Here is a 24,760-nt window from a genome sequence, read left to right as displayed (position 1 = left end):
GATTACAAAAAATATACATGAAAGTAATAGATCACATTAAGCAATCGAAAAAAACACTTTTTTCATTTGAAATTCTCCCTCCATTGAAAGGGCAAAGTCTGGACAATTTAATGGATGGGATCGCACCTTTGATGGAATTTAAGCCTCCATTTGTAGATGTTACCTATCACAGGGAAGAATTTATATACAAAAAACATCCCAATGGCCTGCTGGAAAAGGTGAAGACCAGGAAAAGGCCTGGGACGGTTGGGATTTGTGCGGCTTTGATGAACAGGTACAAGGTGGATGCGGTTCCTCATTTGCTTTGTGGTGGATTTACCAAAGAAGAAACAGAAAATGCCCTAATTGACCTTAACTTCATTGGTGTGGAAAATGTACTGGCTTTAAGAGGAGATGCGCCCAAGTCTGAAGCCAGATTTGTTCCTGAAGAAAATGGCCACCATTTTACCAATGAGTTGGTTGCACAAATTATTGATATGAACCATGGTAAATACTTGTATGAGGAAACTGAAACGGGTTTTCATACGGATTTTTGCATTGGTGTGGCGGGTTATCCGGAGAAACATTTTGAGGCTCCAAGTCTTAAATTTGATCTCAAATACCTAAAGGCCAAAATAGATGCTGGGGCTGAATATATTGTGACCCAAATGTTTTTTGACAATAATAAGTTTTTTGATTTTGTAAAAAATGTCAGGAATGCAGGTATTGATGTGCCTATTATTCCCGGTATCAAACCTATTACCACCTTGGGGCAGATTACCATGCTCCCAAGAACCTTTTTCCTGGATCTGCCGGATCCATTGATGGATGAATTGGAAAAATGCAAGAACAATAAGGATGTAAAAGAAGTGGGAATAGAATGGGCTATTCAGCAAACCAAGGAATTGGTTGATTTTGGGGTGCCCAGTGTCCATTATTACACCATGAGCAGGGCAGAAGCTGTAAGTAGAATTGCCCGGGAAGTATTTTAAAAAAGGCCACCTTTAGGTGGCTTTATTGTATTAAGTAAATAGACTTTTGTATCAAGTGGCTTTTATCGTCCAATTGGTCATCATTTGCACTGAGGGCCTAGTTTGTCCAGCATTTGCCATGCCATTTTATCGAAAAAAGAGGATAAGCTCAATCTACTTCCTTCAAGTTTTCCCGCAACATGCATTGTGAGACTAAAAATTGGGATCTTTGTTTTTTAAAGCTAGCCCTTTTCGATCTTCGAAAAAATTGTCCTAAAAGTTAAACTGATCCTAGGTCTGGTTACTTTTTTGGTGGGGGGTAAACGGTGGAGCCAGTTTGCCTGTGTATTTCCTTTCATTAACAATAAGCTTCCAGGTTCTAGGATAATAGAAATAGATTTTTTGGATATTTTATGTTTAAAATAAAATTTTCTTTCAGCCCCCAAACTCAAAGCTGCAATAACAGGTTGTTGGCCTAATTCGGGTTCATCATCACTGTGCCAGCCCATTCCTTCCTCTCCAAAATGATACAGATTTAATAAGCAGGTATTAAAGGAGGAATCTGTTTTTTCCTCAACGCTATTTTTTAGTCCCATTAACTCTTTGGTCCATGGCAAGGCTTTTTTTGTAGCGTTGGAGTAAGTATATAAATAAGGTTTATCGCCAAACCAGGCCACCTTTCTTTTAGTAAGGATCTTTTTGCCAAAAATATTGATTTCATCCTGTTCCCAGGGTATGGAGGTTTGAAGGTCTCTAAAATATTTTTGGGCGGAATTGTCATCCAAGATCTTTTCCAAATAATAAACCTCGCCATCATAGGGGAGAAGGTTATTCCTGGAACTGGGGATAAATCGATTCATGAGTATTTTAAATTAGCTAATTTTGGTTTCTGAGATAAAAAAAATCATTCTCCATATTCCTTAGCAGACTCCCAACCCAACATCGCCATTTTCCGGTCGCTTCCCCATTTATATCCCCCAATGATTCCTGAAGATTGAATTACACGGTGGCAGGGAATAAGGTAAGCAACAGGATTACGACTAATTGCGGAGCCTACCGCCCTGGCTGCATTGGGGTTTTGAATGGTTTTGGCCAGTTGTCCATATGTGCTAAGTTGACCCAATGGAATTTTAAGTAATGCTTCCCAGACTTTTAATTGAAAATTGCTTCCTTTTAAATGAAGGTTTATTGGGCTGTGGGGAAGACTGTCCCGGGCAAAAAACTGTATTGCTTTTTGTTGATGCTCATCCATTTGTTTTTTGGTTTTCGCTTTTGGGAATTGGGCCGTTATTTTAGTTCTAGCCTGTTGGTTTTTGTCCAGAAAATCAATTTGGCATATCCCTTTCGAGGTGGAAGCAATAAATAGTTTTCCAAATGGGCAGTTGGAAATGCTGTAATGAATTACCAGGGATTTTCCTCCATCTTTATATTCCCCAGGCGTCATGCCCTCAATCTTAATAAAAAGATCATGCAATCTCCCTGGCCCCGATAAACCCAAGTCATAACTGGTTTCCAGAAGATTTTTTCGGCTCTCTTTTAAAATCTTTTTGGCATGGGAGAGGCTAATATATTGAAGGAACTTCTTAGGACTTACTCCTGCCCATTCAGAGAAAACCCTTTGGAAATGGTAAGGGCTGAGATTAGCTATTTTAGCTACCTCCTCCAATTTTGGTTGTTTCTGGAAGTTTCTCTGTAGATAAGCAAGAGCTTCTGCTACCTTTTGGTAGGTGATATCTTCCTGGCTTTTCATGGTATGCAATGACGGTTTCTTCTGTAAAATTAGAAAGGAATTGGAAAAGTGTCCACCCGAAAATTGCGTTGTTACTAAATCATAAAAAGTAAAACTGATTATCCGTTTTCTTGCAGGTAAGATTATATGAGAATTGAAATCATTTAAAATGAAAAATCAATCAAAATTTTGCCACCTGTTTTCTAAATAAGTAGCTCTATGCAAACTTGCCGGTGTGGAATAGTGGGTATCTTTTTGGGTTTTAAGATTCCTGAATTAATTGCAGAGATTTATGATTATTAGAACCAAAGCTTAAAATTTTGTCCAACCAAGAGGGCTTTACAATTAAAATTCAATCAAGTTAATATTGCTAATAACATGATTTTTTTTGGGGTTATTTTACATAAATATTTGTTTCAAAAATGTTTTAACATTCTGAAAATCAGCTAACTTAAGTAAGGTTTTTCCGGTGCTTTTCGATATGGCTTACGGGTTAAAATAGTTGTTTATACCATGAAATTGGAGGGGAGTAAGACGTCCGAGGGGGATTAATAATTTAAAATATTGATTTCAACTATACCCAAAATATCATGGAAAAGCAATTGAATTTCATTCTTAGCCTGTTTTTAATGATGTTTGTTATTGTTCAATGTAATGAAAAGAAGATTGACAGTGCTTCAATGGAGAACCTTGTAATGTCAGAATCATCTTTTGGAGGTTTTGAAAGTCAAATAATTTGGGGTGAGCATCTTGTACTTACCAGTGGTTGTAATAATTGCCATACCCTTAAAAAGATGACGGCCCATGGGCCGGTGTTGGATACCGCACTTTTGTTATCCGGCCGTCCTTCAAAAATGCCCGGCATTGATGTAGATCGAAAGTTTATGGAATCCAAAGGATTCGTGGTGACCTGGGACTTGGCAGAATGGGTTGGGCCCTGAGGTGTTTCATATGCTGGGAACCTCACTCCACATGAAACCGGATTAGGTTCCTGGAAAGAAGAGCAGCTTTTCAAAGTCTTTCGAGAAGGGAAGTATAAAGGCTTAGATGATTCCAGAAATATCTTGCCTCCTATGCCCTGAGAAATGTATCAGCACTATACCGATAATGAAATCAAGGCCATATTTGCCTATTTAAAAAGCATCAAACCAATTGACAATATTGTTCCGGATCCACTTCCACCTACTCAAGCTATGCAACAAAGTCATTAGCTTTTGGTAAAAGTATCCTTTATTCCAATACTTAATTCTTAAGCCTTCCCAAGACAAAGTCATTCATGATTTCAACGGTCTTTTCCACCCCGTTAATTGATCTAACTTGATCTTTTAATTGGGAAGCATTCTTTATGTACTTTTCTTGGGAAACTTTTTTTACGGCTTTAAGGATCCGTTTTGTAGATACATCATAAATAGGAATCCTAATGGCTGTACCTGCATGGACCAGTCCATCAATATTGGCTTGCTGTTCCGCTTGAAAACCAATTCCCACCACTGGTGTTCCCGCCCAAGCAGCAGTCTGGATGGTTCCCTGGCCTCCATGGAGAACGGCTACATTGGCCATTTCATTGATCAAATGGGCAGGTAAAAATCTAGTAGCAAAAAAACGGTCGGTATTTGGCCCAAGCTCTTTGGGATCCAGAATGGTAGTAGTGGAACAGATAATATTACAATTCTCCAATTGTTGAAGGGCTTTTATGATTTTCTTCAACGTTTCAGGGAAACCTGAACTGCCAAATGAACAGAAAATATTCAGTCCAGATTGGCTAAAAACTGATTTAACCTCCTCTGGAACGGGGAGGTTCATTTGGGAAAAAATTGGACCGGAATAGTAATAACCGGGATCCAGGTCTTTTTCTTCCAGGCCACTTAATACGGGCATATCAGGTAAAATAGTAATATCCCCACGTACTATATCGGTGATATTGTAAATGGGAGCTTGGCCAAAATGTTTTCTAGCTTCATTAAAGGTGGTGAGTGATGCTTTTGCGGCATCTTTTAGCAATACACGCTTCATGATCTTTCTTTTAATACGGCTAGGCAAAATCCTTCTCATAAAGAAATTCCTTTCCATGGTGTTGGGCATGTTGTACAATTCCTTTTGGATAAATGCTGGACAGTTTACGGTAGGAACTTGGGTAACCATAGGCAGTTTGGCATAGGGAATCGAAATCATACAGCTTAGGTTTAAACCTGCATAAACCCCGTCGGGTTGAAACTCCTCCATGGCTTCCAAATCCGCTTCAGCCATTTTTATCCATTGTTGAGTGCTTACGGGAAGGGGAGTGCCCACTTTTGCCTTGTAGCGGTTGATGTCCATGATGATTTTATGCTGCTCCCAACTCAACTCAGGTGAAAGGTCTTTTTCATCAATGCCTGCTGAGCGAATCATATGATTATGGACACCGCCATGATTAAAAAATTTAACCCTGGTCCCTGTATTTTTCATCCCTTTTGCTGTTTCCAGGGCACGGGTAAAATCTCCCAAGTTATGGCCATAAGAAAAAAAGGCCCATTTTAGATCATTGTTTTCCATTGTCGGGGGGATTGGTGAAGGCAAAACCCTAAAATAAGCTGTTTGAAATATTGGCCTGCCATCTATATGATGCTCATAAAATAAGTCCAAAAATAAGGAACAGTGGGAAAATTTGAATAGTCTACACGTATTATATTTTGAATTTTAGAAAATGAAGGATGAGTTTGATACCTGGTTTTTTAATTGAGGTGCATTTCTAATTTTTTATGGAACTTGGGATTAATTGCTTTTTAATTCTGGTGTTTGGGCCAGAAGAAAAATTACAATTTGCTTATAATCAAATTTAAGGATGTTCCCATCTGGGTTGTCATTGGATGGCAACCAAAAGGTAAAAGTCCAGGTTTGGGCCGCTTTATTGTTTTTCTATTTAGTAGGTTGAAAAACAATTTTTTAACCGGTTCTAAGGTAAGCGTTTATTTTTTTAAGGGAAGAAGGATTTTATGTTCCTTCTATTGGAAAATTCAAAACATAGAAAAAATCAATTTAAAATGATTCTAAATAGTATAGGAAATAAGTGATTCAGTTTTACCTTTGCTTTTAATTAAATTTAATCTAAATAAGAAAGATGAAACAGGTTTTACTGCTATTTACATTTATAGTATTTGCTCAGGGTATTTTTGCCCAGTCAACAGGTAAACTGACAGGTTTTGTTGAGGATGAAAGGGGAAATCCCATTCCTTATGCATCAGTAATTTTGAAAGGGACTTCGTATGGAGCAGCGACAGGAGAGAAGGGGGCATATGAATTTTCAGCGCCAGAAGGAAATTATACTTTGAAAATCACTGCTATTGGTTTTACAGCCGAACAACATAAAGTTTCCATTGAAGCAGGAGAGAAAATCCAAGTTTCCAATATTTCCTTGAAGGAAGACCAGAAAGAATTAGGAGAAGTGACTGTAATGGGGGCCAGAAGTGAATATAAGGTGGATAAGCCATCCAGCAGTCTTCGTCTTAGTCAACCTTTGATCGAAACTCCTCAAAATATTCAGGTTGTTACCGATGAAGTACTTCAGGTTCAGCAGGTTATCGATATGAGTGATGGTGTTTTGAGAAATGTCAGCGGGGCTTCCCGATTGGAACATTGGGGCAACTTGTATGCTCGCGTTAATATGAGAGGTTCCAGGGCTGCTGCCTTCAGAAATGGAATGAATGTGACCTCCAACTGGGGACCTTTAAATGAAGATATGAGTTTTGTTTCCCATGTGGAATTTGTAAAAGGGCCAGCCGGCTTTATGATGTCCAATGGTGAACCCAGTGGGATTTATAATGTGGTTACCAAAAAGCCAACAGGTGAAACCAAAGGGGCGGTAAACTTAACTATGGGCAGCTTTGATCTTTACAGAGGAACTTTGGATCTGGATGGCAAATTGAACAAATCCGGAAAATTACTTTACAGATTGAATTTGATGGGTCAAACCCAAAATTCTTTCCAGGATTATACTTTTACCAACCGTTATAGCATTGCTCCAGTGGTAAGTTATCAATTGGATGACAAAACTTTGTTGACCCTTGAATATGCCTATCAACATGTGAAAATGTCTAATGTCGGTTCTGCTTATGTTTTCTCCACTGAGGGTTATGGGGGATTTGACCAAAGCTTTACCATTGCTGAACCTGGTTTGGATCCTACCAAAATTGATGATCACAGTGTCATGGCCAATTTGCAACATCAAATCAATGAAAATTGGAAAGTTACCGGACAACTGGCCTATTTCAATTCCAACCAGGTGGGGAGCTCTTTATGGTTGAACTATATTGATGAAGCTGGTAATATGATCCGGAATGCTTCCATTTGGGATGCAATTATGGAGTCAGCTTTTGGGCAGTTTTATGTAAATGGTGAGGCGATGACCGGAGCTGTTAAGCACAGTATTTTGGCCGGATTGGATATGGGTACTAAAGAATATATTGCGGATTGGAGTCAAGGACATGCTTTGGATTCTGAAGAGGCGTATTTTAATACAAATAATCCGGTATATGGAAACCCTGCCAATGGCCTGCCTCAATTTGACAGAAGCAGAAGTTTGAGGCAGCGGGCCAATAACACGGCCATTACCCAATCCTATTCTGGAATCTATGTGCAAGATGAATTGGGCTTTTTTAATAATGACCTTCGATTGACCCTTGCCGGTAGATATACCTATGTGAAGGAAAATTCATATGGATCCACATTGGATGAAAGCCAGGTGACTCCACGAGTGGGGCTAAGCTACTCTATTGATAACCAAACTTCTGCCTATGTCTTGTATGATCAATCCTTTGTGCCTCAAACAGGGGTGCTAAGAAGTGGAGAAAAACCCAAACCTATTACAGGAAATAATATTGAATTTGGTTTCAAAAGGGATTTTATGGACGGGAAATGGAGTACCAGCCTTTCATTGTACCGCATCTTGAAAAACAATCAATTGGTGCCAGAACCTCAGTCCTTAGATGATGAATCTAATGATACCCAATATTCTATCCAATTGGGGCAAACCCGAACACAAGGAATCGAATTCGATGCAAGAGGGGAATTGATGCCAGGTTTGGTGGTGATAACCAACTATGCCTATACGGATTCTGAAATCTCAAAAGATACCCGTGAAGAGCGGGTGGGAAATGTTGTTCCTGGATTTGCCAAACACTTGGCCAATGGATGGTTGACTTATTCCCTGCAAAATGGAGCTCTTAAAGGATTCGGAATTTCTGGTGGTTTTACCTATATGGCTGATCGAAGCACATGGAATTGGCCAGGTGACAATAAAAAAGCCCTTCCAGATTATTTCAAATTGGACGGAGGAATTTCATGGGAGAACAAAAAACTGTGTATACGAGCCAATGTTTACAATGTGCTCAATAAATATTTGTTATCAGGAAGTGCCTATTCCAGCTACTACTATTATCAAGCCCAGGCACCACGAAATGCCCGTTTGAGTGTAGGGTTTAAGTTTTAATATAGAGTAAGGCCTTGGTTGAGGAGGCGATGATTTTCCAATTAGTGTTTAAGTAGTCCGTTTGCTGAAAAGATATCTCTTGTAATCTCTATGAAATTATTCTATAAGAAAAAACTGGAACATAAGCCCTGCCTTCAAAAAAAGAAGCCCTCCAAAAAGTCGGGTTTTCGCAGGGTGAATGACTGGTTGCATTTGTGGTTGGGTCTGATTTCTGGGATAGTGGTATTTATAATCAGCATTACGGGCTGCATTTATGTTTTTGAAAAGGAAATCCGAAGCTTCACCCAAAGCTATCAATTTGTTGAAGCCCGGAATTTGCCAATGAAGCCCCCTTCTGTGCTCAAAAGTATATCAAAAGATTTTGTCCAAAGGGAGCATGGAGCGGTTCCTACCATTTTTGGGATCAATTATCCTGGAAAGGGTAAAGCAGCCATTGCGGCTTATTCTGATAAGGATTATGGTTATACGATGGTATATATGGACCCTTATAACGGCAAAGTACTTCATGAAAAAATCCTTAGCCATGATTTTTTCAGAATTGTGTTGATGGGACATTTTTACTTTTGGTTGCCCCCTGCTATTGGACAACCTTTTGTGGCCAGCTCGGTATTGATTTTTGTCGTACTGTTGATATCTGGATTGATAATGTGGTGGCCCAAAAATCTTAAAAAATCCAATGTCAATAAAAGTTTTAAAATCAAATGGAAGGCCAGCTTTAAAAGGGTCAATTATGACCTACATAATGTGTTGGGTTTTTATGCCCTTGTTTTTGCTTTGGTACTTTCTTTGACTGGACTTGTCTGGGGATTTCAATGGTTCAAAAAGGCTTACTTTTTTACTTTGACTGCAGGTCAATCACTGGAAGAAGTTACCAAGCCATCTTCCGATAGTACCCTTGTGGACTTACCTTTCAATGCCAGCGCGGAGGATATGATTTGGCAGCAGATGAAAAAGGAGTATCCTGATCCCAATGCCCAAATCCAAGTGGAGTTTGCCCATGAGAAAACCGACCCTATTAGGGTAATATATAACCCGAATTATGGAACCTATTACAAAAGGCAATTCCGTTTCTTCGATCAATACTCCCTTGAAGAAATCCAGAATGGGGGAGGAGTTTACCAGGAAAAGTTTGAGGAGGCTTCAGTTGGCGAGAAAATATACCGGATGAATTATGATATCCATGTTGGGGCCATTGCAGGTTTGCCAGGAAAGACCTTGGCTTTTTTTGTCAGCCTGATCTGTGCAAGTCTTCCAGTTACAGGTTTTTTGGTCTGGTGGGGAAGGAAAAAGAAAAAAGCTAAAAAGAAAAAGAAGGGAAAGCCACAGGGAAGTCCTTACAAAAACATAAGGTCAGACAGGCAATTAGGCCAACAAAAATCCAGAATCCCTGTCTCATAAAAATGTATAACATAAACTGAAAAATATTAAGTCCTGTGAAATGGGATGGGGTGCGTAATCGGTCGGAATTTTAGACAATTACATTTTAAACCCTACCCATCCACAGGCAATTATTTAAATGTAAAGCAGAATTAAAAGCGACCATGAGCCAATGTAAACCAGAAATAATTCTTCAGAAAGATGATTTTGTGTTGACCCGTTGTACTGAATGCCAAAGGGTTGGGATGATGTTTGGACAGTGCATGGTAAGTTTTGAACAAAAGGATTTTAATGGATTTTGCAGGTATTTGGAGGAACTTGAATTTGAGGAAGATCACAAGCCATTTTATGATGGTATTGACCCGATCATTGTAGAAACATTCCACACAAATATCCAATTAACCCTTAAGGAAGAGGAATTTTATCAACTCAAAGGATTATTGATAGAGGCTCATTTGCAATTACAAGTTCAGGAATTATTTAAAAACCATTAAAAGATTCGATTAAACATGAAAATCAAATTTAGCTTGTTGTTGGCCATTGGCCTTTTGTTAAACCTTGGTCAGGTGATGGCCCATGCCCTTTGGATCGAAACTGAAATGTCGGGAAAGAAAGGGTATGAGCAGGAAGTCAAAATTTATTATGGGGAATATGAGGAAGGAATGATAGAGGATGTGGCCGATTGGTACTCTGATGTCAAAGATTTCAAACTTTGGCTAGTGGGGCCAAACGGTGAAAAAACGGAATTGGAAACCGCAGCGGCAGAAGATCATTTTAAAGCCAAATTTACCCCAGAAATGGACGGAATTTACCGTTTGCAAATAAGCCATTCAGCCAAAGATTTAGGTGGAGATTACCTGTATCAATTCAATACAGCAACCCAGGTTTGTGTTGGAGATTCCAAAGCAATAGAGTTAAAGGGGGAAAAAACTGATCTGGCATTACTTTTGACTACTCCAGCAAAGAAAAGTCTGAAGAAGGAACTTGAATTTAAGACGTTCTTCAAGGGCTCTCCAAAAGCCGAGGTAAAAGTTGCAGCAGTAAGCCCAAAAGGTTGGACAAAAGAATTTGAGTCTGATGAAAATGGGGAATTGAGCATTGAAACACCTTGGAAAGGACAATATATTATTGAAGCTACTTATACCCAAGAAACCTCTGGTGAACATCATGGAGCTCCTTATCAATTTATCTGGAGATGTGCCACGCAAAGCATTGAAAGATAGGTTTGTAAATTCTTTTTTAACTGACTGACAGCTCCCCCTCCAAGTCGATTTTTTGAATTGGAGGGGATTTTTTTGTTTTACCGCATAGGTGAATTGGAAACATAGAGGATTTTTTTAACCACATAGGGACATAGGTCACATAGGAGGGTTGGTTCAAGTCTCTGACTTGGACCTTCCTGTACCCAGTCTCAAGACTGGGGTAAACGAAAGTGTTTTAAGGATGATTTGATTATTTAAGAAAGTCTGAAGATTTTTATAAGTTAGGATCCAAATCACTGGATTGTTTTCTTTGGCAAAATGCTAAGTTTTGAACCCTGTAAGGTCCTCCTCAAAATTTCATCTAATCGGAGTACAAAGACAAGATACATTGTACCTGATACCTTGTACTGATTTATCTTTTTGAAAATCTTAATATTATTCTTTTATAAAAACTTGATAAGAAAAAACTGGCTTGGATCCCACATAGGGACATAGGTCACATAGAAGGATGAGTTGGTTTAAGTCTTCGATCTATCATGGCAAACAGCCTTGGAGCTTTTATATAACCAATCTCCAGACTGGAGAAAATGAAAATGTTTTAAGGAAGATTATAAAAAAAGTCTGAGGATTTTTTAAGTTAAAGAAACCCATTGTCTTTATGTGGAATAAAGGCTTTGGTTTTTTTAGTGAGGGAAAACAATTTGGTTTCCCTCACCAAGAAGATATTTTTACTCTGCTGCCGCCTCTTGGGCATTTCACCATAAGCTGTAAGTCCGGTTTTAATGATAAGGGCAAATATAGAGGTCACTATGAATAAGAAAACCGGGTTAAATGCGGCCAAAGAGCTTTCAACTCTAGTATTAAGTAAAGAACCGAGCCTTGGCACCATGGAAGTTTGGTTTTTAGCACTCTAAATTTTAACCAGGGTCAGTTGTCCCGCACCTGTGCGCCGTGGCGTAGCACAGCTGACGGGACAACGGGGGGATGATCAATTTTGCCATTTTAGTGGGGCTTTATAATATCCTATAATTTTCTCCCCATTTTCATTAGTACAATCAATAATTAATTCATAGATTTCATCAACTTTCCTTACGACTAGTTTTCCTGAATTAACTATCTTCCATCCCTCCTTGCTTTCAAGCTCTTCATTCCAGTTTTCTGTATATTCACAAAATATAAAGGTATTTGCTTTTGGAAAACGCTTATCATGTGGAGTATATACTCCTTCAGTCAGCTCTGTATAACTGGATGATGCAATTTCGAAATACAAAATTTGTCCAGATCCCAATAAGTCAGGCATAACCCTTAATCCAGGTGGTTTTTCTTCGTAATCATGTATATCACTAATAAGGATACTTATCCCCTCTGATACTAATGTTAAAACTATTTCATTTCCAAATTCATTTCCATCATCATCAATCAAACTTCCTTCTTCATTAAGAATACCATCCGAAAGACTGTATTCTTTATCCCCAATTCTTAGAAAATTCTCTTTGTTTCCTTCTGAGGTAGCATTAAATTCCAATGAAGGACTTATCAATAATCCATCAGCATTTTTAATTACCACATCCACGGTTTGATCTTCACTTTCATAGCCCAAAGTCCAGAGAACTTCCGCTACTCCCTGTTCGTCTGTCATTATGCTTTGATTATCCACTTTTCCCCCTCCCTTGGTCACATTAAAGTATACAGGTATATCACTAAGTGGATTGTTCAAATTATCGGTTACCTTAACTTTTAGTGGCTCAGTGAGCGACATGCCCTGTGTTCCTTCTTGATCATTGCCAGACAGCATGAATAAACTGTCGGGAGCATTCCAGATGACTTTCTCATGTCTATAAGGTACTGAATAAATGGACTTTGAATAACCAAAAATAGTTATGTCAACTCCTGTTGTAATATCCACACCAGCTTTCAGGTTTGAATCCCAATCCAATGAGGGGGAGGCAATTTTAAAGCTGAAATCCTCAGTAGCTTTTGGGATACAATATGGATTTGCAACAAAAAACTGGACAAATGATTAAGCTCTATGTTAATATAATAACGCCTGCCGCGGGCTCCTCAAATTGTCAGTGCGATATTGAAAAAAAAATCACCCTGACAATTTCGAGGTCAGTCTTTATACGGTAATTTTTTTGTTGGTTTTTCCGAACTGATCAGGTGATAGGTACCCAAGTGAGGAGTGTCTCCTGTTCCTATTGTACCAGATTTCAATAAATTCGAAAATTTCCTGTTTTGCTTGCATTACTGATCCGTATTTACGGTATCCTGTTTCCGATTTCAGGATTTTGAAGAAGTTTTCAGCTACTGCATTGTCCCAGCAGTTTCCTTTTCTGCTCATGCTCTGCCTCACCTTTTCAGAATCGAGTTCATTCTTGAATTCACCGCAGGCATATTGTACGCCCCTGTCTGAATGGAAAACCAGGTCTCTGAAAAAAGGCCTGTTGATCTGTGCCATTCGCCATGCCGGTATAACTGTTGCCCCGGCATGCATGGTGGTGGACATCGACCATCCGATTATCTTACGGTCATACAGGTCCATGATCATGGTCAGGTAAAGCCATCCCTCTTCTGTCCAGATGTAGGTAATGTCCGATACCCATGATTTTGCAGGGCCATCAGGGCTGAAGTTCCTGTTAAGCAGGTTCGGACTGATTCTGAAACTGTGGTTAGATTCAGTGGTACAGACACTGAACTTCCCCGATATCACACTCCTGAGCCCATTTGCTTTCATTATCCTGGCAACCCTTGGCCTGGACACCGAAAAGCCCCTGTCCCTAAGCTCAATGGTTATCTTCGGACTTCCATACCGGCACTTGCTTTCAGCATAGATTTTATGGATTTCCCTGGATACTTCTTCTCGCTCCTCAGCACATTTGGATGGTTTTCGGTTAAGCCAGCCATAAAAACCGCTTCTGCTTACTTTAAAAACCCTGCACATCTTTTCAACAGCAAACTCGTGCCTGTGAGCCCTTATGAACCGGAATATTTGTTGTCCCCCTTGGAAAAGATGCTTACTGCCTTTTTTAGAATATCACGCTCCAGTTCGGCTTCTTTCAGGGCTTTTTTCAAGGCAAGGATTTCTTTCTCTTCTTCTGTTAGATGCTGTTTCCCGTTTCCGGGAAAGCTGCTGGATTCACTTGCTTTAAATTCCCTGGCCCAACGCCTGACCAGGTCTGGTCCAATCCCAAGTTCTCTTCCAACTTCAGTACTTGTTTTTCCATTCAAATGAAGCTCTACGGCCATCGTTTTAAAGGCCTTGTCAAATGTTCTCCTTTCTCTATTACTCATTGTTTCAAATTTAAGAAAAGAGCTTAACTTATTGTCCAGTCAAAGGTATACACTCCAATACGGCCCCAAAACACCAAAGAATTTTAAGCTTACTTTAGGGGTAATTGTTAAATTTTGCCCTAAATTGACCGAACCGCTTTTGTTCAAGGGCTTGGAAACTAGCTTTGGGTTAAGATCAAAATTACTGTCCCATTTATCGTTTTTATATTCTACCCCGGTAGATAAAAAATAATCCCCTGTAAATCCAGTTGTGATATCAAAGGCCGCTTCAACATTTGCGCTAAAACTGGCCACCAATTGTGTGTTTACAATTACTTTTACCGGAATTCCATAAACGGGAACGGTAAGAGGAATATCATAATCTGCTAAAGTCTTGTTGAAATCAGAGATATCTAAGCTGGCATTTGTATTTAGAGACAAGTCACAATCGACCAGCAGGTTTGCGTTTTCGGTTTTGAATTCGAGGTATGATAGGAAACCATCTTGATATTCGCCTTTGAAAGAAAAATTGGGATTAAATTTAGCCGTTCCCTTTGTGATCATAAAGGTAACAGGTCCTTCCTGATAGATTACTGTATTGGAAAAGTCATAGGAAAATCCATCATTGGATACCCTAACCCCTTCCGCTAAATAATTTCTTTTTATTCTGTTAGATGTTTTATCATTAGTTCCCGAGCTATCAGCAATGGTGGTATTAAATTCCAGGGTGGCATTTTTGAAAATATCCTCCATATTGGCTTGCTTGGTCTGTAAGGTCACTTTTTTGCCGTCTATTTCTAGTCCTGTTATCCTGCGGAGGAATCCTTCTTCTTCATCTCCAACGATTACATCATCAACTTTGATTTCAGGTACTGTTCCAGAAAATTCAATCTTATATATCCCATTTTCTATTTCAGATTCAGTGCTTAGCAACTCAGAATTTTCGTCCGAAATAATCACGGTATTTTCTTTTACAAATTCAGAATCAGGTTGATCATTATCAAAATCCTTTCTTGAATCCTGCTTTTCCGCATCAAGACAAGCTGATAGGATCAGGAAGAGGAATAACCACCAATTCCTGAATAGGTGCGGGGTGTTTTTTATGGGTTTCATAGCTTTGGGGTTTTGGGTAGATTAGTAGCAATATGAATGATTTATATTTTCTAGGTTCCTGGGAATAATTAATATTAGCTACAATTTTTTATTGCGGATTAGACTAAAGCTTTCTTTTTATTTCTTACCATCCGGAACCATATAATCTTTTTTCTGGACAATTAGTCTTGTTTAATTTAAATGTCAGGTATCCATATAGCTTACCTTCCCTTTATAATAGCCGGTAACTTTTTTTCCCTTGTTATCAGTACAATCAATTATTATCTCATAATTTTCATATGACCTATTAATAATGACTTCACCAGATCTAAAAAATCCATCCTCTAGGTTCTCAATTGTTCCATCCGTATTACGTCTAGTTTCGAAATATTCCCCTACATCCCATGTTCCTAAAGCTATTGATGGGTTTTTGGGACTTTTGTTAATATAGGTGCCTGAAGGAAGCCCCATAAAATCTGTTGCGTGAAAATAAAAGGTCAATACTATTTCAGAATCCTTTATATAGGAAGTTCCATTTTCCTCAGATTGTATTTTATTATCTATATTTAACTTTGTTCCATCAGTGGCTAACATTAATGTCATGGCATAGCCCGCCGGGTTTAACTTATTGGTATAATTAATTTTTCCGTAATCAAGACTGTATTCCTTATTACCTATCTTCAAATAATTCTCCACTTGTACCTGTTCCTGGAGTCGTTGTCCTGAATTATAACCAATATGGATCATAATTTCATTTTGGGAACCTGGTTGGACGGAAACCAGGTCTGTTGGAAGAGGAATTTTGTCATAATCATTAATCAAACCATCAGCATTTTGATCGAAAAACTTTATATCTCCGGGACTTGCTTCTGGTTGTTCCATGGCCGAATTAATTTCAGCTTGAGATTGAAAGATTCCTATGGGTTTTAAACCCATGTAATACCCATTTATTGGAGCAGGAGACTTTTGAAACAAATTGCTTTTATCTCCTTTGGAAACTTCCAAGAAGTAATTTCCTACCGTAAGACCTTTAAAGATGGCGACGCCATTTGCATTGGTTTGGCTTTGAGTGTATGGATTGTTATTGGTAAAATCCTTTTGTGACCGGTAAAGGCTTACTGTTGCATTACTAGAGGGTACACCAGTGGGAGTTCCTGATGTCCATTGGGTTGCATCCCATACTTCTATTCGGGTTTCCCCCGAAGAAACGGGTTCCGGATCTTCTACACAGCCTATAATGGTTATCATGTAGAAGGGAATGATTAATTTATATAGCGGTTTCATAGGGCAGGTATTATATTAGTGGGTGTAGTAATTGGGCGTATAATTAATTTTCCTTATTCTAAATCATTTATTGTAAAGTGTTCCTTGAACTTTTTAAATAAATTCAAAGGAGAATGATTTTAAGGGAACTGATCATTTGGAATTGAAAGAAAAGATCATTTTAATTTGCTTGGTACTAATGGGCACGTCCACCGTACCTTCCCCTTCCAGTTCGGAGGAGTAGTTTAATCTTGGTGTCTGTTTGAAATAGTCCATAGCAAAGCCTATCCATTTTCTCCTAATGGTGATTCCAAGATTTGGAAAAATGGATAATTCGGAAATGGATTCAAGTGGACTGCCCTCACCACCGGTTAAGGAAAAGGAATCTCCATTATTGTCTTCGTAATAATCCACCAGCATTGAATGAAAGGAGATACCTACTTGAACTCGGAAATCCAAAACCAACTTTTCTATAGGGTTAATTGATAGGACAGGACCTAGTTTGGAAGCCAAACTTAAATAATGAAATTTAGCCTGATCTGTTTCGGAATTTAGCCTGGCCTCTGAGTAGTCTCTCCAGTCCAGTTCGGAATAATTGATTGAAATGACCGTCCAATCCAGTCCATATTTAATGAGGCTATGTCCGGAGTGGTTGAAATAATAATTTCTTCCAAATTCCAGGGTATATCCTAAACCGGCACCGGTTCTTCCTGCTTGCAAATTGTCAAAAGGGGAAAGGGTATAATCCATTTCACTTTTTGGAATGGCAATAAAGCCCAATCTCATATATCCCTTTCTGAAATTGTTATTGGACAAATCCTCATTTGAGCTTTTAGTTTGTGTTGTGTCATTTTGGCAATACGCTGAAGTATTGAAAACAAACCAGGTTAGCAATATGGCAAAGGCCAAAAAGGTAGGTATAGGTGAGGTTTTCATCTTGTAAGGGGTTAATAATGATTTTTAATTATTTCCCCCGGCTTGCCTAGGATGATCCGGGTGTGATTTAGGAAAAAATGATTTCCCAATAAGCACTTTCAAGTTGGCCCTACCTGAAGTACACCTATAATTATCATATTGTAGTGTTTTATATAAATTTAGCTATTCACATAAGGGTGATCAATCCCCCTTTTGGGGGATTTTTTAAAAGTAAGTTTAAACTCAGCCCATTAGGTACATAAGTTATAAGATTCTCAAACCGAAAAATTGGTTGATTTTCAGTGGAAATGGGTAATTAAAAATGAATTGATCAATGAAAAATAGTAAAGAGGTATCAAAAGAAGGCAATTAAATCCATCCTTCACTAATACTTCTGGCAATAAGTTCAGTAGCGTTTTTACAACCTGATTTGATTAAAATATTTTTCCTGTGGGATTTTACGGTTTCCAATGAAATAAAAAGTTTTTCTGCAATGTTCTTGGATGCAACTCCATCTGCAATCATTTTCATGATTTCAATTTCTCTTTTTGAAAAGTTATTTTCTTTGAGGGCTTTTTCATTTTGATCTTGATCGGTTGGGTAGATATCCATATTTAGATAGGAGGGCAGTCCACTTAAACCAATAATGGAAAATTTCAGATTGTTTCTTTTAGTAAGATGATTAATATTGGTAAGGATGTTAATAGATTTTATAAAATTACCTTTTTCGTCCAAGGTCAAAACAAGTGCCTGATGGTTAAATAATTCGTACTTGCCCGTCTTTGTGATGCATCTAAAATTATAGCAGGCCTTATATTTTGTAAATTTTTCTTGTCCAAGCTGATGAAGGAAAGTGATTACTCTTTCCTCCGCTTTGACCACAAAGTCCATATCATCTGGATGGGTTAATTTTAGAATATCGTCAATAGTATGAATAGTGTCAGGATCTACACCATGAATCTCTTCAAATCCAGAACTAATGTGGGAAATGCTAAAGTCATAAAAATCAATAAGGAAATAATAAAAAGGACCTACTGTAAAAACAGAACTAACAATTTCATCGAAATTGATGGAGGGTAAGGCAGTCCTATCTTTTTTCTCCAACACTGCTTTTTCCCATACATTATGCATTTGGGTCAAATCTAGTTTCATGGGATTTTAAGAAAATGATGTATAAATAAAATAAGATAAAATTTTGTGCAAAACAATTACTGTAATATATGATTCATTTAATTGTATTTTAAAATAAGTTTATTGTTAGTGAAATTATTAAAGGGATGCTGAGGGGATTTTTTTAACACAAAGGATCCAATGGCACATTGGGAACCCCTTTCAGGTCCCTATCCAAATAGGGCATATTGGGAGGAACCTGATTGGATAAGGAAAATTTGTATTAGGAAGGTTTAATTATTATTGTCTAAGTGAATAACCTAGAAGGAAAAGAGCATAACATAATAAACTTTGAAATATTCTAACTTTGTGTCCTTGGTGCTTAATAAAGTTAAATCTAAATGGTCATCTTCACAATATCTCCAAAACCCACCTTAAATTCAAAGGAATCTTTTAATTCTATCCCATTGACATAAGCATGGATGGCACGAATGGGACCCCCATGGGAAATGATGATGGCGCGGTCATGGCCATGGCTCTTAAGGTCTTTTAGAAAGCCCAGACAGCGATTGTATAAATCCATATAGGACTCACCTTGTGGACAGGGAACATGGACAAAATCTTCCATCCAAGGTTTCAATTGGGATTCGGGGATATCATCCCAGGCTTGCATTTCCCAATCCCCAAAATTCAATTCCATTAACCGGCGGTCAAGTATTGGGACTTGAGAAAATAAGGCATTGGCCAAGCTATGGCAGCGGAGTAAGGGGCTGGAGTAAACTTTATATTCTCCTTCCAGTCCTTCCAATTCCTTTTTGATGCATTCAACCTCATCATGGAAAGTCTCTGTTAATGGGAGATCAGATTGTCCATAGCAAATTCCTTTGGCAACTTTTGGGCTGGTATGCCGGATCAGATATATTTCCATACCAGCATTAAGCTTAAGTAAAAAATTATTTCAACCACTTGTTGTACTGCCCCCAGGCAATCTCCTGTATATCCTCCAATCCATTTTTTGAACCAACTTCCCATCCACCATTTGGCAATAAAACATGGGATCAACACCAAAAATACTGCATAATTCTCCAGAAAGGTCAGCGGTATTAATCCGAAAACCGCCCCGATAAAATAATCGGAAATAGAAATCCCACTTGTGGCCAAAGGTTTGGATTTACTTCCCACTTCATCATTGGCTTTTGCATATTGGTGAGTACGGAAGAAAGTAAACGCCACAAATCTGCTTATGGTATGGCCAGCAATAAATATGCCCCACAGCTTCAAATAAAAATCATTGGAAATGGCATTCCCTTTCACCCAATCAACCAGGGCATATAATGCCAAAAATTTGATAGCCAGCATCAAAAACAGGCCAATGGCTCCATAGGTGCCCAACTTGCTATCCTTCATGATCAGCAAAATTTTTTCTTTAGTCCAGCCTCCCCCAAAGCCATCCATGGTATCGGCAAAGCCATCTTCATGAAAAGCTCCAGTCATGATTACTCCAGTAACCATTGAAAAAATAATGGCCAATTCGGAAGGAAAAACCTGGAATAATACCAGGAAAACCAATCCGGAAATTCCTCCAACTGCCCATCCAATTAAAGGAAAATACTTTCTGGAAAGCTGTAAGTATTCCTCGGAATGATCTACCCATGATGGACATGGAATTCTGGTATAAAACATCACAGCTGTAAAAATGGCCTGAATTTCTCTCTTCATTTTAATTAGAGTTTTTATTTTGGGTTTCCTTGGTTGAATTTAAGTCAAAATAATTGTTTAGTTTGATTTTTGGCTGACTCCTGCACTTTCGAAACTGGCCATTTCATTGAGGAAAGTACAGGCCGATTGGATAAGAGGGAAAGCCACTGCAGCTCCTGAACCCTCTCCCAATCTCATGCCAAGTTTTAATAGTGGACTGGCTTTCAAATATTCCAGCATGGCTTCGTGACCTTTTTCTCCAGAACAATGGGCAAAAACACAATAGGCATGAATTTCAGGAATAATTTGATTAGCTACCAAAAGTGCCGCGGTGGCGATAAATCCATCCACCAAAATCAACATTCTATTTTCTGCAGCCTGAAGCATGGCTCCACAAATCTGTGCAATTTCAAATCCCCCGAATGTTGCCAATAGTTCCATGGGATCTTTGGAGTTTACCTGTTGATGTTTTTCCAAGACCTTTTGAAGGGTAACCAGTTTGGTTTTTAATTGCTCTGGATTTGCTCCGGTCCCCTTGCCCACACAGTCTTCCAATTTAGTTTGACAAATATGATGCATCAACAGAGAAGCTGAAGAGGTGTTGGCAATGCCCATTTCTCCAAAACCAATGGTATTGCAACCCTTTGCAGCGATTTGATTAACCAGATTGGCTCCTTTTTCAATGGCCATTTCACATTGACCCCTGGTCATTGCAGGCCCATAAAGGTAATTTTTGGTGCCAAAGTCTACCTTTTGATCCACCAGGTTTGGAAGCGCTCCAAAATTATAATTGACGCCAGCATCTACAATGGTCACCTCCAAATTGTGTTGATTAGCCAAAACATTGACCGCAGCTTTGCCTGACAGGAAATTCATGACCATTTGAAAGGTAACCTCCTGAGGAAAAGGATTGACTAAACCCTCTTTGGAAATGCCATGGTCGGCAGCAAAAACAACCAAATGAGGTTGATGGATCTGTGGAGAAGTGCTTTGCTGAATCAATCCGATTTGTAAGGCCAGTGCTTCCAAACTTCCCAATGAACCAGGAGGTTTTGTTTTCAAATCAATTTTGGTCTGGAGGGCTCCTTTTATTCCCTGGTCAGGAGTTTTAATATTAAATTTCTTCATACTTAATCAGGAATGAGGTCACAATAATGGAATCCTGCCTGAGGTTTAGGCTTCTCATCTGCCGGCAAACAGCTATCATTTTTGTCTTTAGGCGCATTGTAGGATTTAAATACTTTTTCACCCAAGCTAAAGGAAACAGGTTCTTTAAAAATAGGCCCATCATAAACGAAAGTGTGAAATTCCCCGTTTTCCCCACAAGGATCTACATCTTTTGGAAGGTCTTTAAGAAATTCTTTGTCGATGATTCGGCCCGCAAATTCCGAAGGCAATAATTCCGCTTTGGTGCAGATCACAATGGTTTTGAATCCCAAATCAATAAATTCATGGATCAGCTCCTTTGTGTCTTTTTTCCAGAGGGGGAAATGGCCTTTTATACCCACTTCAGCCAGGCGGTCTTCCCTGTATTGTTTGAGGTCTTCCAAAAAAATATCCCCAAAAATGCTATGGGTAATCCCTTCTTTTTTCAGCCCTGATAGGGTGTTTTTCATGGTTTGATCATATTCGGACATGCTGGGCATTTCTGGGAGGAGAATTTCTTTTATTGGAAGCCCAATAGATTTACCCTGGGCCTGTAAAAGTTCTTTCCGAACTCCATGCATTGAAATCCGGTTAAAATGGCTGTTGACAGTGGTCATTAAGGTATGGATTTCAAATTGACCCTCATTCAAAACCTTATAAAGCGCCAATGCACTGTCCTTTCCACCGCTCCAATTAAATATACTTTTAATCATTTTCATTTCAGTTGTAAGGGGAGTCCGGAAACCATAAATATGGCTTTGTCTGCCTTTTGGGCAATGTATTGATTGATCCAGCCTTGAAGTTCTGTAAATTTCCTCCCTACTTCAGTTTGGGCATGCAAGCCCATACCGATTTCATTGGAAATAATGATCAGATTGGTATTTTGGGCATTCTGAAAAATTTGATCTAATTCATCTTTGCAGGACTGAAGACAAAGATTAAGGTCATTTTTTGAATCCGCAAACCAATTGGTCAGCCAAAGCGTGACACAGTCCAGGACCACTACCTTTCCTTCAATTTCCACTTTGCTCAAGTATTTCTCTTCCTCTATGGTGGTCCAGCTATTATCCCGGTCAGCCAAATGTCTGTCCACCCTTTTTTTAAAATCCTCATCCCAAATTCTGGAGGTTGCCAAGTAGTGGGGACTGTCAGAAAGTTGTTTGGCCAATTCCTGCGCATGGCGGCTTTTTCCCGATCTTTCACCTCCTGTAATGTAATATATCATGCCTTTTTAATTTCTTGATATGGACAATTTTGGCACCCATTTCCACAACATTTCCCTTTTCTGAGCAGGTACCATGCCGAAAATACAAAAAATCCCTGCTTATTAAGGGTGTAATCAATGCCTTCTATCAATTGATCAGGGAGGCCCATTTTCTGGACCGTCTTAATTTTTTGAGGAGTAAGGGTAGATATCCAGTCTGATATCCTTCGTTGTACTTCTGATTTTAAACAGGTAGGGCAGAGGCATCCCTTTGATTTTTCCAAGGGGACAATAGGAGGAAAAGCACTGCACCAACAGGAGTCAGAACAAGTAAATTTTGTTTGGCAATGGGGGCAGTGCTTTTCCATTAATTAAAACTGATATTGGGCTCCCAAAGAAAAGGTCCTTCCTCTGGTGGTATATCCGTATATAGCGGTAAATTCTTCATCAATAAGGTTATTGATGGCCCCATATACCCTTAATTTATTTTCTAATAAAGTCCGTTGTATGTATAGGTCAACTAAACCAAAACCTTCCAATTCCATCTCCCCTTCACTGAAATCATAGAAGGTTCTTTTTCCTGTGAAATTGTATTTTAAGGAAAATTCAGTGTTTTCGATTGGCTGTGCATTCACCGTCCAACCCCATTTATTTTTGGGAACCCGGTAAAATGTGCTAGGTTTATCGGTATTTACATGGGCATAATGGCCAGACAGGTCCAAATACTTATTGGGTGTCCAAGAAAAGTCTGCTTCAAATCCTTCAACACTTCTTTCTGCTTCGGTATTTTGATATTGCCCACCGATATAGGAACCATCTTCATCGAATATGGAAACAAAATCAATAGGGCTGGTTTCATCTCTAGTAAAATGAACAAGGTTTAATGTAAACTCCTTTCCAACATATAAAGAAACTCCCTGTTCATAATTTAAAGACTCTTCGGGGTTGAGCATGTCATTCCCATATTGTGGAGAATTTATTTGGTACAGAGAGGGTGTGATATAAGAGGTGGAGATAGAAGCCAATACTTTTAACGATACCGATGAGGAAATAGGCACATAGTAGCTTGGGTTCACATTATAGATGAATTTGTGGTCATATTCGGAGTGGGTATTTACCCTGGCACCTGCATGAAGGTTAAAACCTGATTGAGCCTCATAGAAGAAAGAGGCATAGGGATCCACCAAAGTGAATTTATTGGATTTAAAATCAAGTTCCCCGGGTTGTTCATAGGAGAATTGCTGCAAATTAACACCCCATAGCCCTTTTAAGCCTGGCAAAATATTATGTTCCTGGGTGAGGTCTATTTGAAGGTTTCTTCCCTTGTACTCGGAGGGGAAATTACTGATAAATTCCCTTTCATTCAGGTTGTAAACAGACTTCAGGCTTACCTTACCTTTTGCATATTTATAGGAGGGTGTAATGCCAAACCTTAATTGGTTATTGATTTGTTGGAAATCCGCATCTGCAAAGGTTCCTTGATCATAATCGGCTTCCATGTCATCGTAGCCTGTAAAAAAATCCAGGTTGAATTTTTCTGAAAATTCATACCCTAATTTTAACAGGGCATTTTTACGGTCCAAACCATCTTTTCCAAAAGGGATAGTGGCCTGCTCATCGGAAGCGGAAGAAAAGCCTTCAGAGGTCAAAAAATTTCCAGAGACCAAATAGCTGAATTTATCCTTTTTGCCATTGAAGCTAAGGTTGCCATTATAAGTACCGAATGACCCAGCATTAAAATCAACACTTCCACCAAAAGGTTTGTTTCCTTTGCTTTCCTTGAGCTTGATGTTGATGACAGCTGCTGAAGCTCCAGTTCCGTATAGCGTACTAAGGCCGCCCTTTAATACCTCGATAGATTCTACTTGGTTTAGCGAAAGCAATCTAAGGTCATAAGTTGAGGAAATGTTTGAGGGATCATTAATGGGAAGGCCATCAATGAGGATCAGGGTGTTTTTGCTGCTTGCACCTCTTACAAAATAACTGATATTGGTTCCAGGAGAGCCAAAGTTACCATCCATTTGAATGCCGGGTACCTCATTTAGGATATCGGCTACAGATTTTCCTGCATTTCTTTCCAGGTCTTGCTGGGAAAGTTTGTAGATGGTTTTTCCAGATTTTTCTACCGGGATTTCAAACTTCGTCCCAATAACCACCACTTCATCAAGTTCGGTAGTATCCTGGGAAAATGAGTTTTGAGTTCCTAAAAGGAAAGTAATCAATAGGGCGGGTATAGCCCACTTTCTGCCTTTAATGGGCAGTTGAACAAATTGGGTGTTCATAGCGTTTAAAATTGGTTTTTAAGATTGTGGACACTATGAACTTTCTGGGGAAATGTAA

The 24,760-nt window shown here is 38.9% G+C and carries 23 protein-coding genes; 7 read left to right on the top strand and 16 right to left on the bottom strand.

Features of this window, described 5'->3' with window-relative positions; translation table 11 throughout:
* Positions 1-17: 17 nt before the first annotated feature.
* Positions 18-971: a methylenetetrahydrofolate reductase [NAD(P)H] gene (gene metF, locus QWY93_RS17175; protein WP_290249643.1), complete on the top strand. Its 954-nt coding sequence runs from the start codon at positions 18-20 to the stop codon at positions 969-971.
* A 221-nt stretch (positions 972-1,192) separates the two neighbouring features.
* Here the strand turns inward: metF and QWY93_RS17170 are convergent, their stop codons facing one another.
* Together QWY93_RS17170 and QWY93_RS17165 are read right to left on the bottom strand one after the other, a co-directional pair.
* Positions 1,193-1,810 carry an alpha-ketoglutarate-dependent dioxygenase AlkB family protein gene (locus QWY93_RS17170; protein ID WP_290249642.1) on the bottom strand — a complete coding sequence of 206 codons (618 nt, stop codon included), beginning with the start codon at positions 1,808-1,810 and terminating at the stop codon, positions 1,193-1,195.
* 44 nt (positions 1,811-1,854) lie between these two features.
* Entirely contained in the window at positions 1,855-2,700 is an 846-nt protein-coding gene (locus QWY93_RS17165) for a bifunctional helix-turn-helix domain-containing protein/methylated-DNA--[protein]-cysteine S-methyltransferase (RefSeq protein ID WP_290249641.1), read from the bottom strand.
* A gap of 569 nt (positions 2,701-3,269) precedes the next feature.
* On the opposite strand from QWY93_RS17165, the gene QWY93_RS17160 reads away from it, so the two are divergent.
* Both QWY93_RS17160 and QWY93_RS17155 read left to right on the top strand, forming a co-directional pair.
* Positions 3,270-3,620, top strand: coding sequence for a hypothetical protein (locus QWY93_RS17160; protein ID WP_290249640.1), 351 nt, complete (start codon positions 3,270-3,272; stop codon positions 3,618-3,620).
* A 144-nt stretch (positions 3,621-3,764) separates the two neighbouring features.
* Positions 3,765-3,890, top strand: coding sequence for a hypothetical protein (locus QWY93_RS17155; protein ID WP_290249639.1), 126 nt, complete (start codon positions 3,765-3,767; stop codon positions 3,888-3,890).
* 31 nt (positions 3,891-3,921) lie between these two features.
* Here the strand turns inward: QWY93_RS17155 and QWY93_RS17150 are convergent, their stop codons facing one another.
* Positions 3,922-5,211, bottom strand: a complete 1,290-nt coding sequence (locus tag QWY93_RS17150) for a glycosyltransferase (RefSeq protein ID WP_290249638.1) — start codon at positions 5,209-5,211, stop codon at positions 3,922-3,924.
* Positions 5,212-5,776: 565 nt separating this feature from the next.
* On the opposite strand from QWY93_RS17150, the gene QWY93_RS17145 reads away from it, so the two are divergent.
* From QWY93_RS17145 to QWY93_RS17130, 4 genes are all read left to right on the top strand, one after another.
* Entirely contained in the window at positions 5,777-8,143 is a 2,367-nt protein-coding gene (locus QWY93_RS17145; RefSeq protein WP_290249637.1) for a TonB-dependent receptor, read from the top strand.
* Positions 8,144-8,233: 90 nt separating this feature from the next.
* Positions 8,234-9,541 (top strand): PepSY-associated TM helix domain-containing protein, encoded by a 1,308-nt coding sequence (locus tag QWY93_RS17140; RefSeq protein WP_290249636.1) that lies wholly within the window; start codon positions 8,234-8,236, stop codon positions 9,539-9,541.
* A 143-nt stretch (positions 9,542-9,684) separates the two neighbouring features.
* Positions 9,685-10,014: a DUF6686 family protein gene (locus tag QWY93_RS17135; RefSeq protein WP_290249635.1), complete on the top strand. Its 330-nt coding sequence runs from the start codon at positions 9,685-9,687 to the stop codon at positions 10,012-10,014.
* Positions 10,015-10,029: 15 nt separating this feature from the next.
* Positions 10,030-10,743, top strand: a complete 714-nt coding sequence (locus QWY93_RS17130) for a DUF4198 domain-containing protein (protein ID WP_290249634.1) — start codon at positions 10,030-10,032, stop codon at positions 10,741-10,743.
* Positions 10,744-11,710: 967 nt separating this feature from the next.
* Here the strand turns inward: QWY93_RS17130 and QWY93_RS17125 are convergent.
* The 13 genes from QWY93_RS17125 to QWY93_RS17065 all read right to left on the bottom strand — a co-directional run bounded on the left by QWY93_RS17125 (position 11,711) and on the right by QWY93_RS17065 (position 24,702).
* On the bottom strand, positions 11,711-12,658 hold the full coding sequence (locus tag QWY93_RS17125) for an Ig-like domain-containing protein (protein ID WP_290249633.1): 948 nt from the start codon (positions 12,656-12,658) through the stop codon (positions 11,711-11,713).
* Between the two features lie 183 nt (positions 12,659-12,841).
* Positions 12,842-14,013, bottom strand: a protein-coding gene (locus tag QWY93_RS17120; RefSeq protein ID WP_435380184.1) for an IS3 family transposase whose coding sequence is annotated in 2 segments (ribosomal slippage) — positions 12,842-13,752 and positions 13,752-14,013 — 1,173 coding nt in all. Because the reading frame shifts where the segments join, the coding sequence is not laid out codon by codon here.
* A gap of 39 nt (positions 14,014-14,052) precedes the next feature.
* The gene (locus QWY93_RS17115) at positions 14,053-15,105 is read right to left on the bottom strand and encodes a hypothetical protein (RefSeq protein ID WP_290249632.1); all 1,053 of its coding nucleotides are present in this window, start codon (positions 15,103-15,105) and stop codon (positions 14,053-14,055) included.
* Between the two features lie 183 nt (positions 15,106-15,288).
* Positions 15,289-16,332 (bottom strand): carboxypeptidase-like regulatory domain-containing protein, encoded by a 1,044-nt coding sequence (locus QWY93_RS17110; protein ID WP_290249631.1) that lies wholly within the window; start codon positions 16,330-16,332, stop codon positions 15,289-15,291.
* A 168-nt stretch (positions 16,333-16,500) separates the two neighbouring features.
* Positions 16,501-17,283 carry a hypothetical protein gene (locus QWY93_RS17105; protein ID WP_290249630.1) on the bottom strand — a complete coding sequence of 261 codons (783 nt, stop codon included), beginning with the start codon at positions 17,281-17,283 and terminating at the stop codon, positions 16,501-16,503.
* Positions 17,284-17,631: 348 nt separating this feature from the next.
* Positions 17,632-18,414, bottom strand: coding sequence for a LuxR C-terminal-related transcriptional regulator (locus tag QWY93_RS17100; RefSeq protein ID WP_290249629.1), 783 nt, complete (start codon positions 18,412-18,414; stop codon positions 17,632-17,634).
* A gap of 355 nt (positions 18,415-18,769) precedes the next feature.
* On the bottom strand, positions 18,770-19,300 hold the full coding sequence (cobC, locus tag QWY93_RS17095) for an alpha-ribazole phosphatase (protein WP_290249628.1): 531 nt from the start codon (positions 19,298-19,300) through the stop codon (positions 18,770-18,772).
* Positions 19,285-20,091: an adenosylcobinamide-GDP ribazoletransferase gene (locus QWY93_RS17090; protein ID WP_290249627.1), complete on the bottom strand. Its 807-nt coding sequence runs from the start codon at positions 20,089-20,091 to the stop codon at positions 19,285-19,287. The genes cobC and QWY93_RS17090 overlap by 16 nt, the downstream gene beginning before the upstream one ends.
* Positions 20,092-20,148: 57 nt before the next feature.
* The gene (gene cobT, locus QWY93_RS17085) at positions 20,149-21,198 is read right to left on the bottom strand and encodes a nicotinate-nucleotide--dimethylbenzimidazole phosphoribosyltransferase (protein WP_290249626.1); all 1,050 of its coding nucleotides are present in this window, start codon (positions 21,196-21,198) and stop codon (positions 20,149-20,151) included.
* A gap of 2 nt (positions 21,199-21,200) precedes the next feature.
* The gene (locus QWY93_RS17080; RefSeq protein ID WP_290249625.1) at positions 21,201-21,929 is read right to left on the bottom strand and encodes a Dph6-related ATP pyrophosphatase; all 729 of its coding nucleotides are present in this window, start codon (positions 21,927-21,929) and stop codon (positions 21,201-21,203) included.
* A 2-nt stretch (positions 21,930-21,931) separates the two neighbouring features.
* Positions 21,932-22,441: a bifunctional adenosylcobinamide kinase/adenosylcobinamide-phosphate guanylyltransferase gene (locus QWY93_RS17075; protein ID WP_290249624.1), complete on the bottom strand. Its 510-nt coding sequence runs from the start codon at positions 22,439-22,441 to the stop codon at positions 21,932-21,934.
* Positions 22,438-22,590, bottom strand: coding sequence for a DUF5522 domain-containing protein (locus QWY93_RS17070; RefSeq protein WP_290249807.1), 153 nt, complete (start codon positions 22,588-22,590; stop codon positions 22,438-22,440). The genes QWY93_RS17075 and QWY93_RS17070 overlap by 4 nt, the downstream gene beginning before the upstream one ends.
* A 201-nt stretch (positions 22,591-22,791) precedes the next feature.
* Positions 22,792-24,702 carry a TonB-dependent receptor plug domain-containing protein gene (locus QWY93_RS17065; RefSeq protein WP_290249623.1) on the bottom strand — a complete coding sequence of 637 codons (1,911 nt, stop codon included), beginning with the start codon at positions 24,700-24,702 and terminating at the stop codon, positions 22,792-22,794.
* Positions 24,703-24,760 lie beyond the last annotated feature (58 nt).

It is taken from the genome of Echinicola jeungdonensis (genome assembly GCF_030409905.1).
Taxonomy (GTDB): Bacteria; Bacteroidota; Bacteroidia; order Cytophagales; family Cyclobacteriaceae; genus Echinicola; species Echinicola jeungdonensis.
This window is presented reverse-complemented; position numbering and strand designations above follow the sequence as displayed.

What these genes read in the sequence shown, in the direction of transcription:
- metF (WP_290249643.1), top strand. Translation starts at nt 18, where the DNA reads ATGAAAGTAATAGATCACATTAAGCAATCGAAAAAAACACTTTTTTCA.
- QWY93_RS17170 (WP_290249642.1), bottom strand. Translation starts at nt 1,810, where the DNA reads ATGAATCGATTTATCCCCAGTTCCAGGAATAACCTTCTCCCCTATGAT.
- QWY93_RS17165 (WP_290249641.1), bottom strand. Translation starts at nt 2,700, where the DNA reads ATGAAAAGCCAGGAAGATATCACCTACCAAAAGGTAGCAGAAGCTCTT.
- QWY93_RS17160 (WP_290249640.1), top strand. Translation starts at nt 3,270, where the DNA reads ATGGAAAAGCAATTGAATTTCATTCTTAGCCTGTTTTTAATGATGTTT.
- QWY93_RS17155 (WP_290249639.1), top strand. Translation starts at nt 3,765, where the DNA reads ATGTATCAGCACTATACCGATAATGAAATCAAGGCCATATTTGCCTAT.
- QWY93_RS17150 (WP_290249638.1), bottom strand. Translation starts at nt 5,211, where the DNA reads ATGGAAAACAATGATCTAAAATGGGCCTTTTTTTCTTATGGCCATAAC.
- QWY93_RS17145 (WP_290249637.1), top strand. Translation starts at nt 5,777, where the DNA reads ATGAAACAGGTTTTACTGCTATTTACATTTATAGTATTTGCTCAGGGT.
- QWY93_RS17140 (WP_290249636.1), top strand. Translation starts at nt 8,234, where the DNA reads ATGAAATTATTCTATAAGAAAAAACTGGAACATAAGCCCTGCCTTCAA.
- QWY93_RS17135 (WP_290249635.1), top strand. Translation starts at nt 9,685, where the DNA reads ATGAGCCAATGTAAACCAGAAATAATTCTTCAGAAAGATGATTTTGTG.
- QWY93_RS17130 (WP_290249634.1), top strand. Translation starts at nt 10,030, where the DNA reads ATGAAAATCAAATTTAGCTTGTTGTTGGCCATTGGCCTTTTGTTAAAC.
- QWY93_RS17115 (WP_290249632.1), bottom strand. Translation starts at nt 15,105, where the DNA reads ATGAAACCCATAAAAAACACCCCGCACCTATTCAGGAATTGGTGGTTA.
- QWY93_RS17110 (WP_290249631.1), bottom strand. Translation starts at nt 16,332, where the DNA reads ATGATAACCATTATAGGCTGTGTAGAAGATCCGGAACCCGTTTCTTCG.
- QWY93_RS17105 (WP_290249630.1), bottom strand. Translation starts at nt 17,283, where the DNA reads ATGAAAACCTCACCTATACCTACCTTTTTGGCCTTTGCCATATTGCTA.
- QWY93_RS17100 (WP_290249629.1), bottom strand. Translation starts at nt 18,414, where the DNA reads ATGAAACTAGATTTGACCCAAATGCATAATGTATGGGAAAAAGCAGTG.
- cobC (WP_290249628.1), bottom strand. Translation starts at nt 19,300, where the DNA reads ATGGAAATATATCTGATCCGGCATACCAGCCCAAAAGTTGCCAAAGGA.
- QWY93_RS17090 (WP_290249627.1), bottom strand. Translation starts at nt 20,091, where the DNA reads ATGAAGAGAGAAATTCAGGCCATTTTTACAGCTGTGATGTTTTATACC.
- cobT (WP_290249626.1), bottom strand. Translation starts at nt 21,198, where the DNA reads ATGAAGAAATTTAATATTAAAACTCCTGACCAGGGAATAAAAGGAGCC.
- QWY93_RS17080 (WP_290249625.1), bottom strand. Translation starts at nt 21,929, where the DNA reads ATGATTAAAAGTATATTTAATTGGAGCGGTGGAAAGGACAGTGCATTG.
- QWY93_RS17075 (WP_290249624.1), bottom strand. Translation starts at nt 22,441, where the DNA reads ATGATATATTACATTACAGGAGGTGAAAGATCGGGAAAAAGCCGCCAT.
- QWY93_RS17070 (WP_290249807.1), bottom strand. Translation starts at nt 22,590, where the DNA reads ATGGGCCTCCCTGATCAATTGATAGAAGGCATTGATTACACCCTTAAT.
- QWY93_RS17065 (WP_290249623.1), bottom strand. Translation starts at nt 24,702, where the DNA reads ATGAACACCCAATTTGTTCAACTGCCCATTAAAGGCAGAAAGTGGGCT.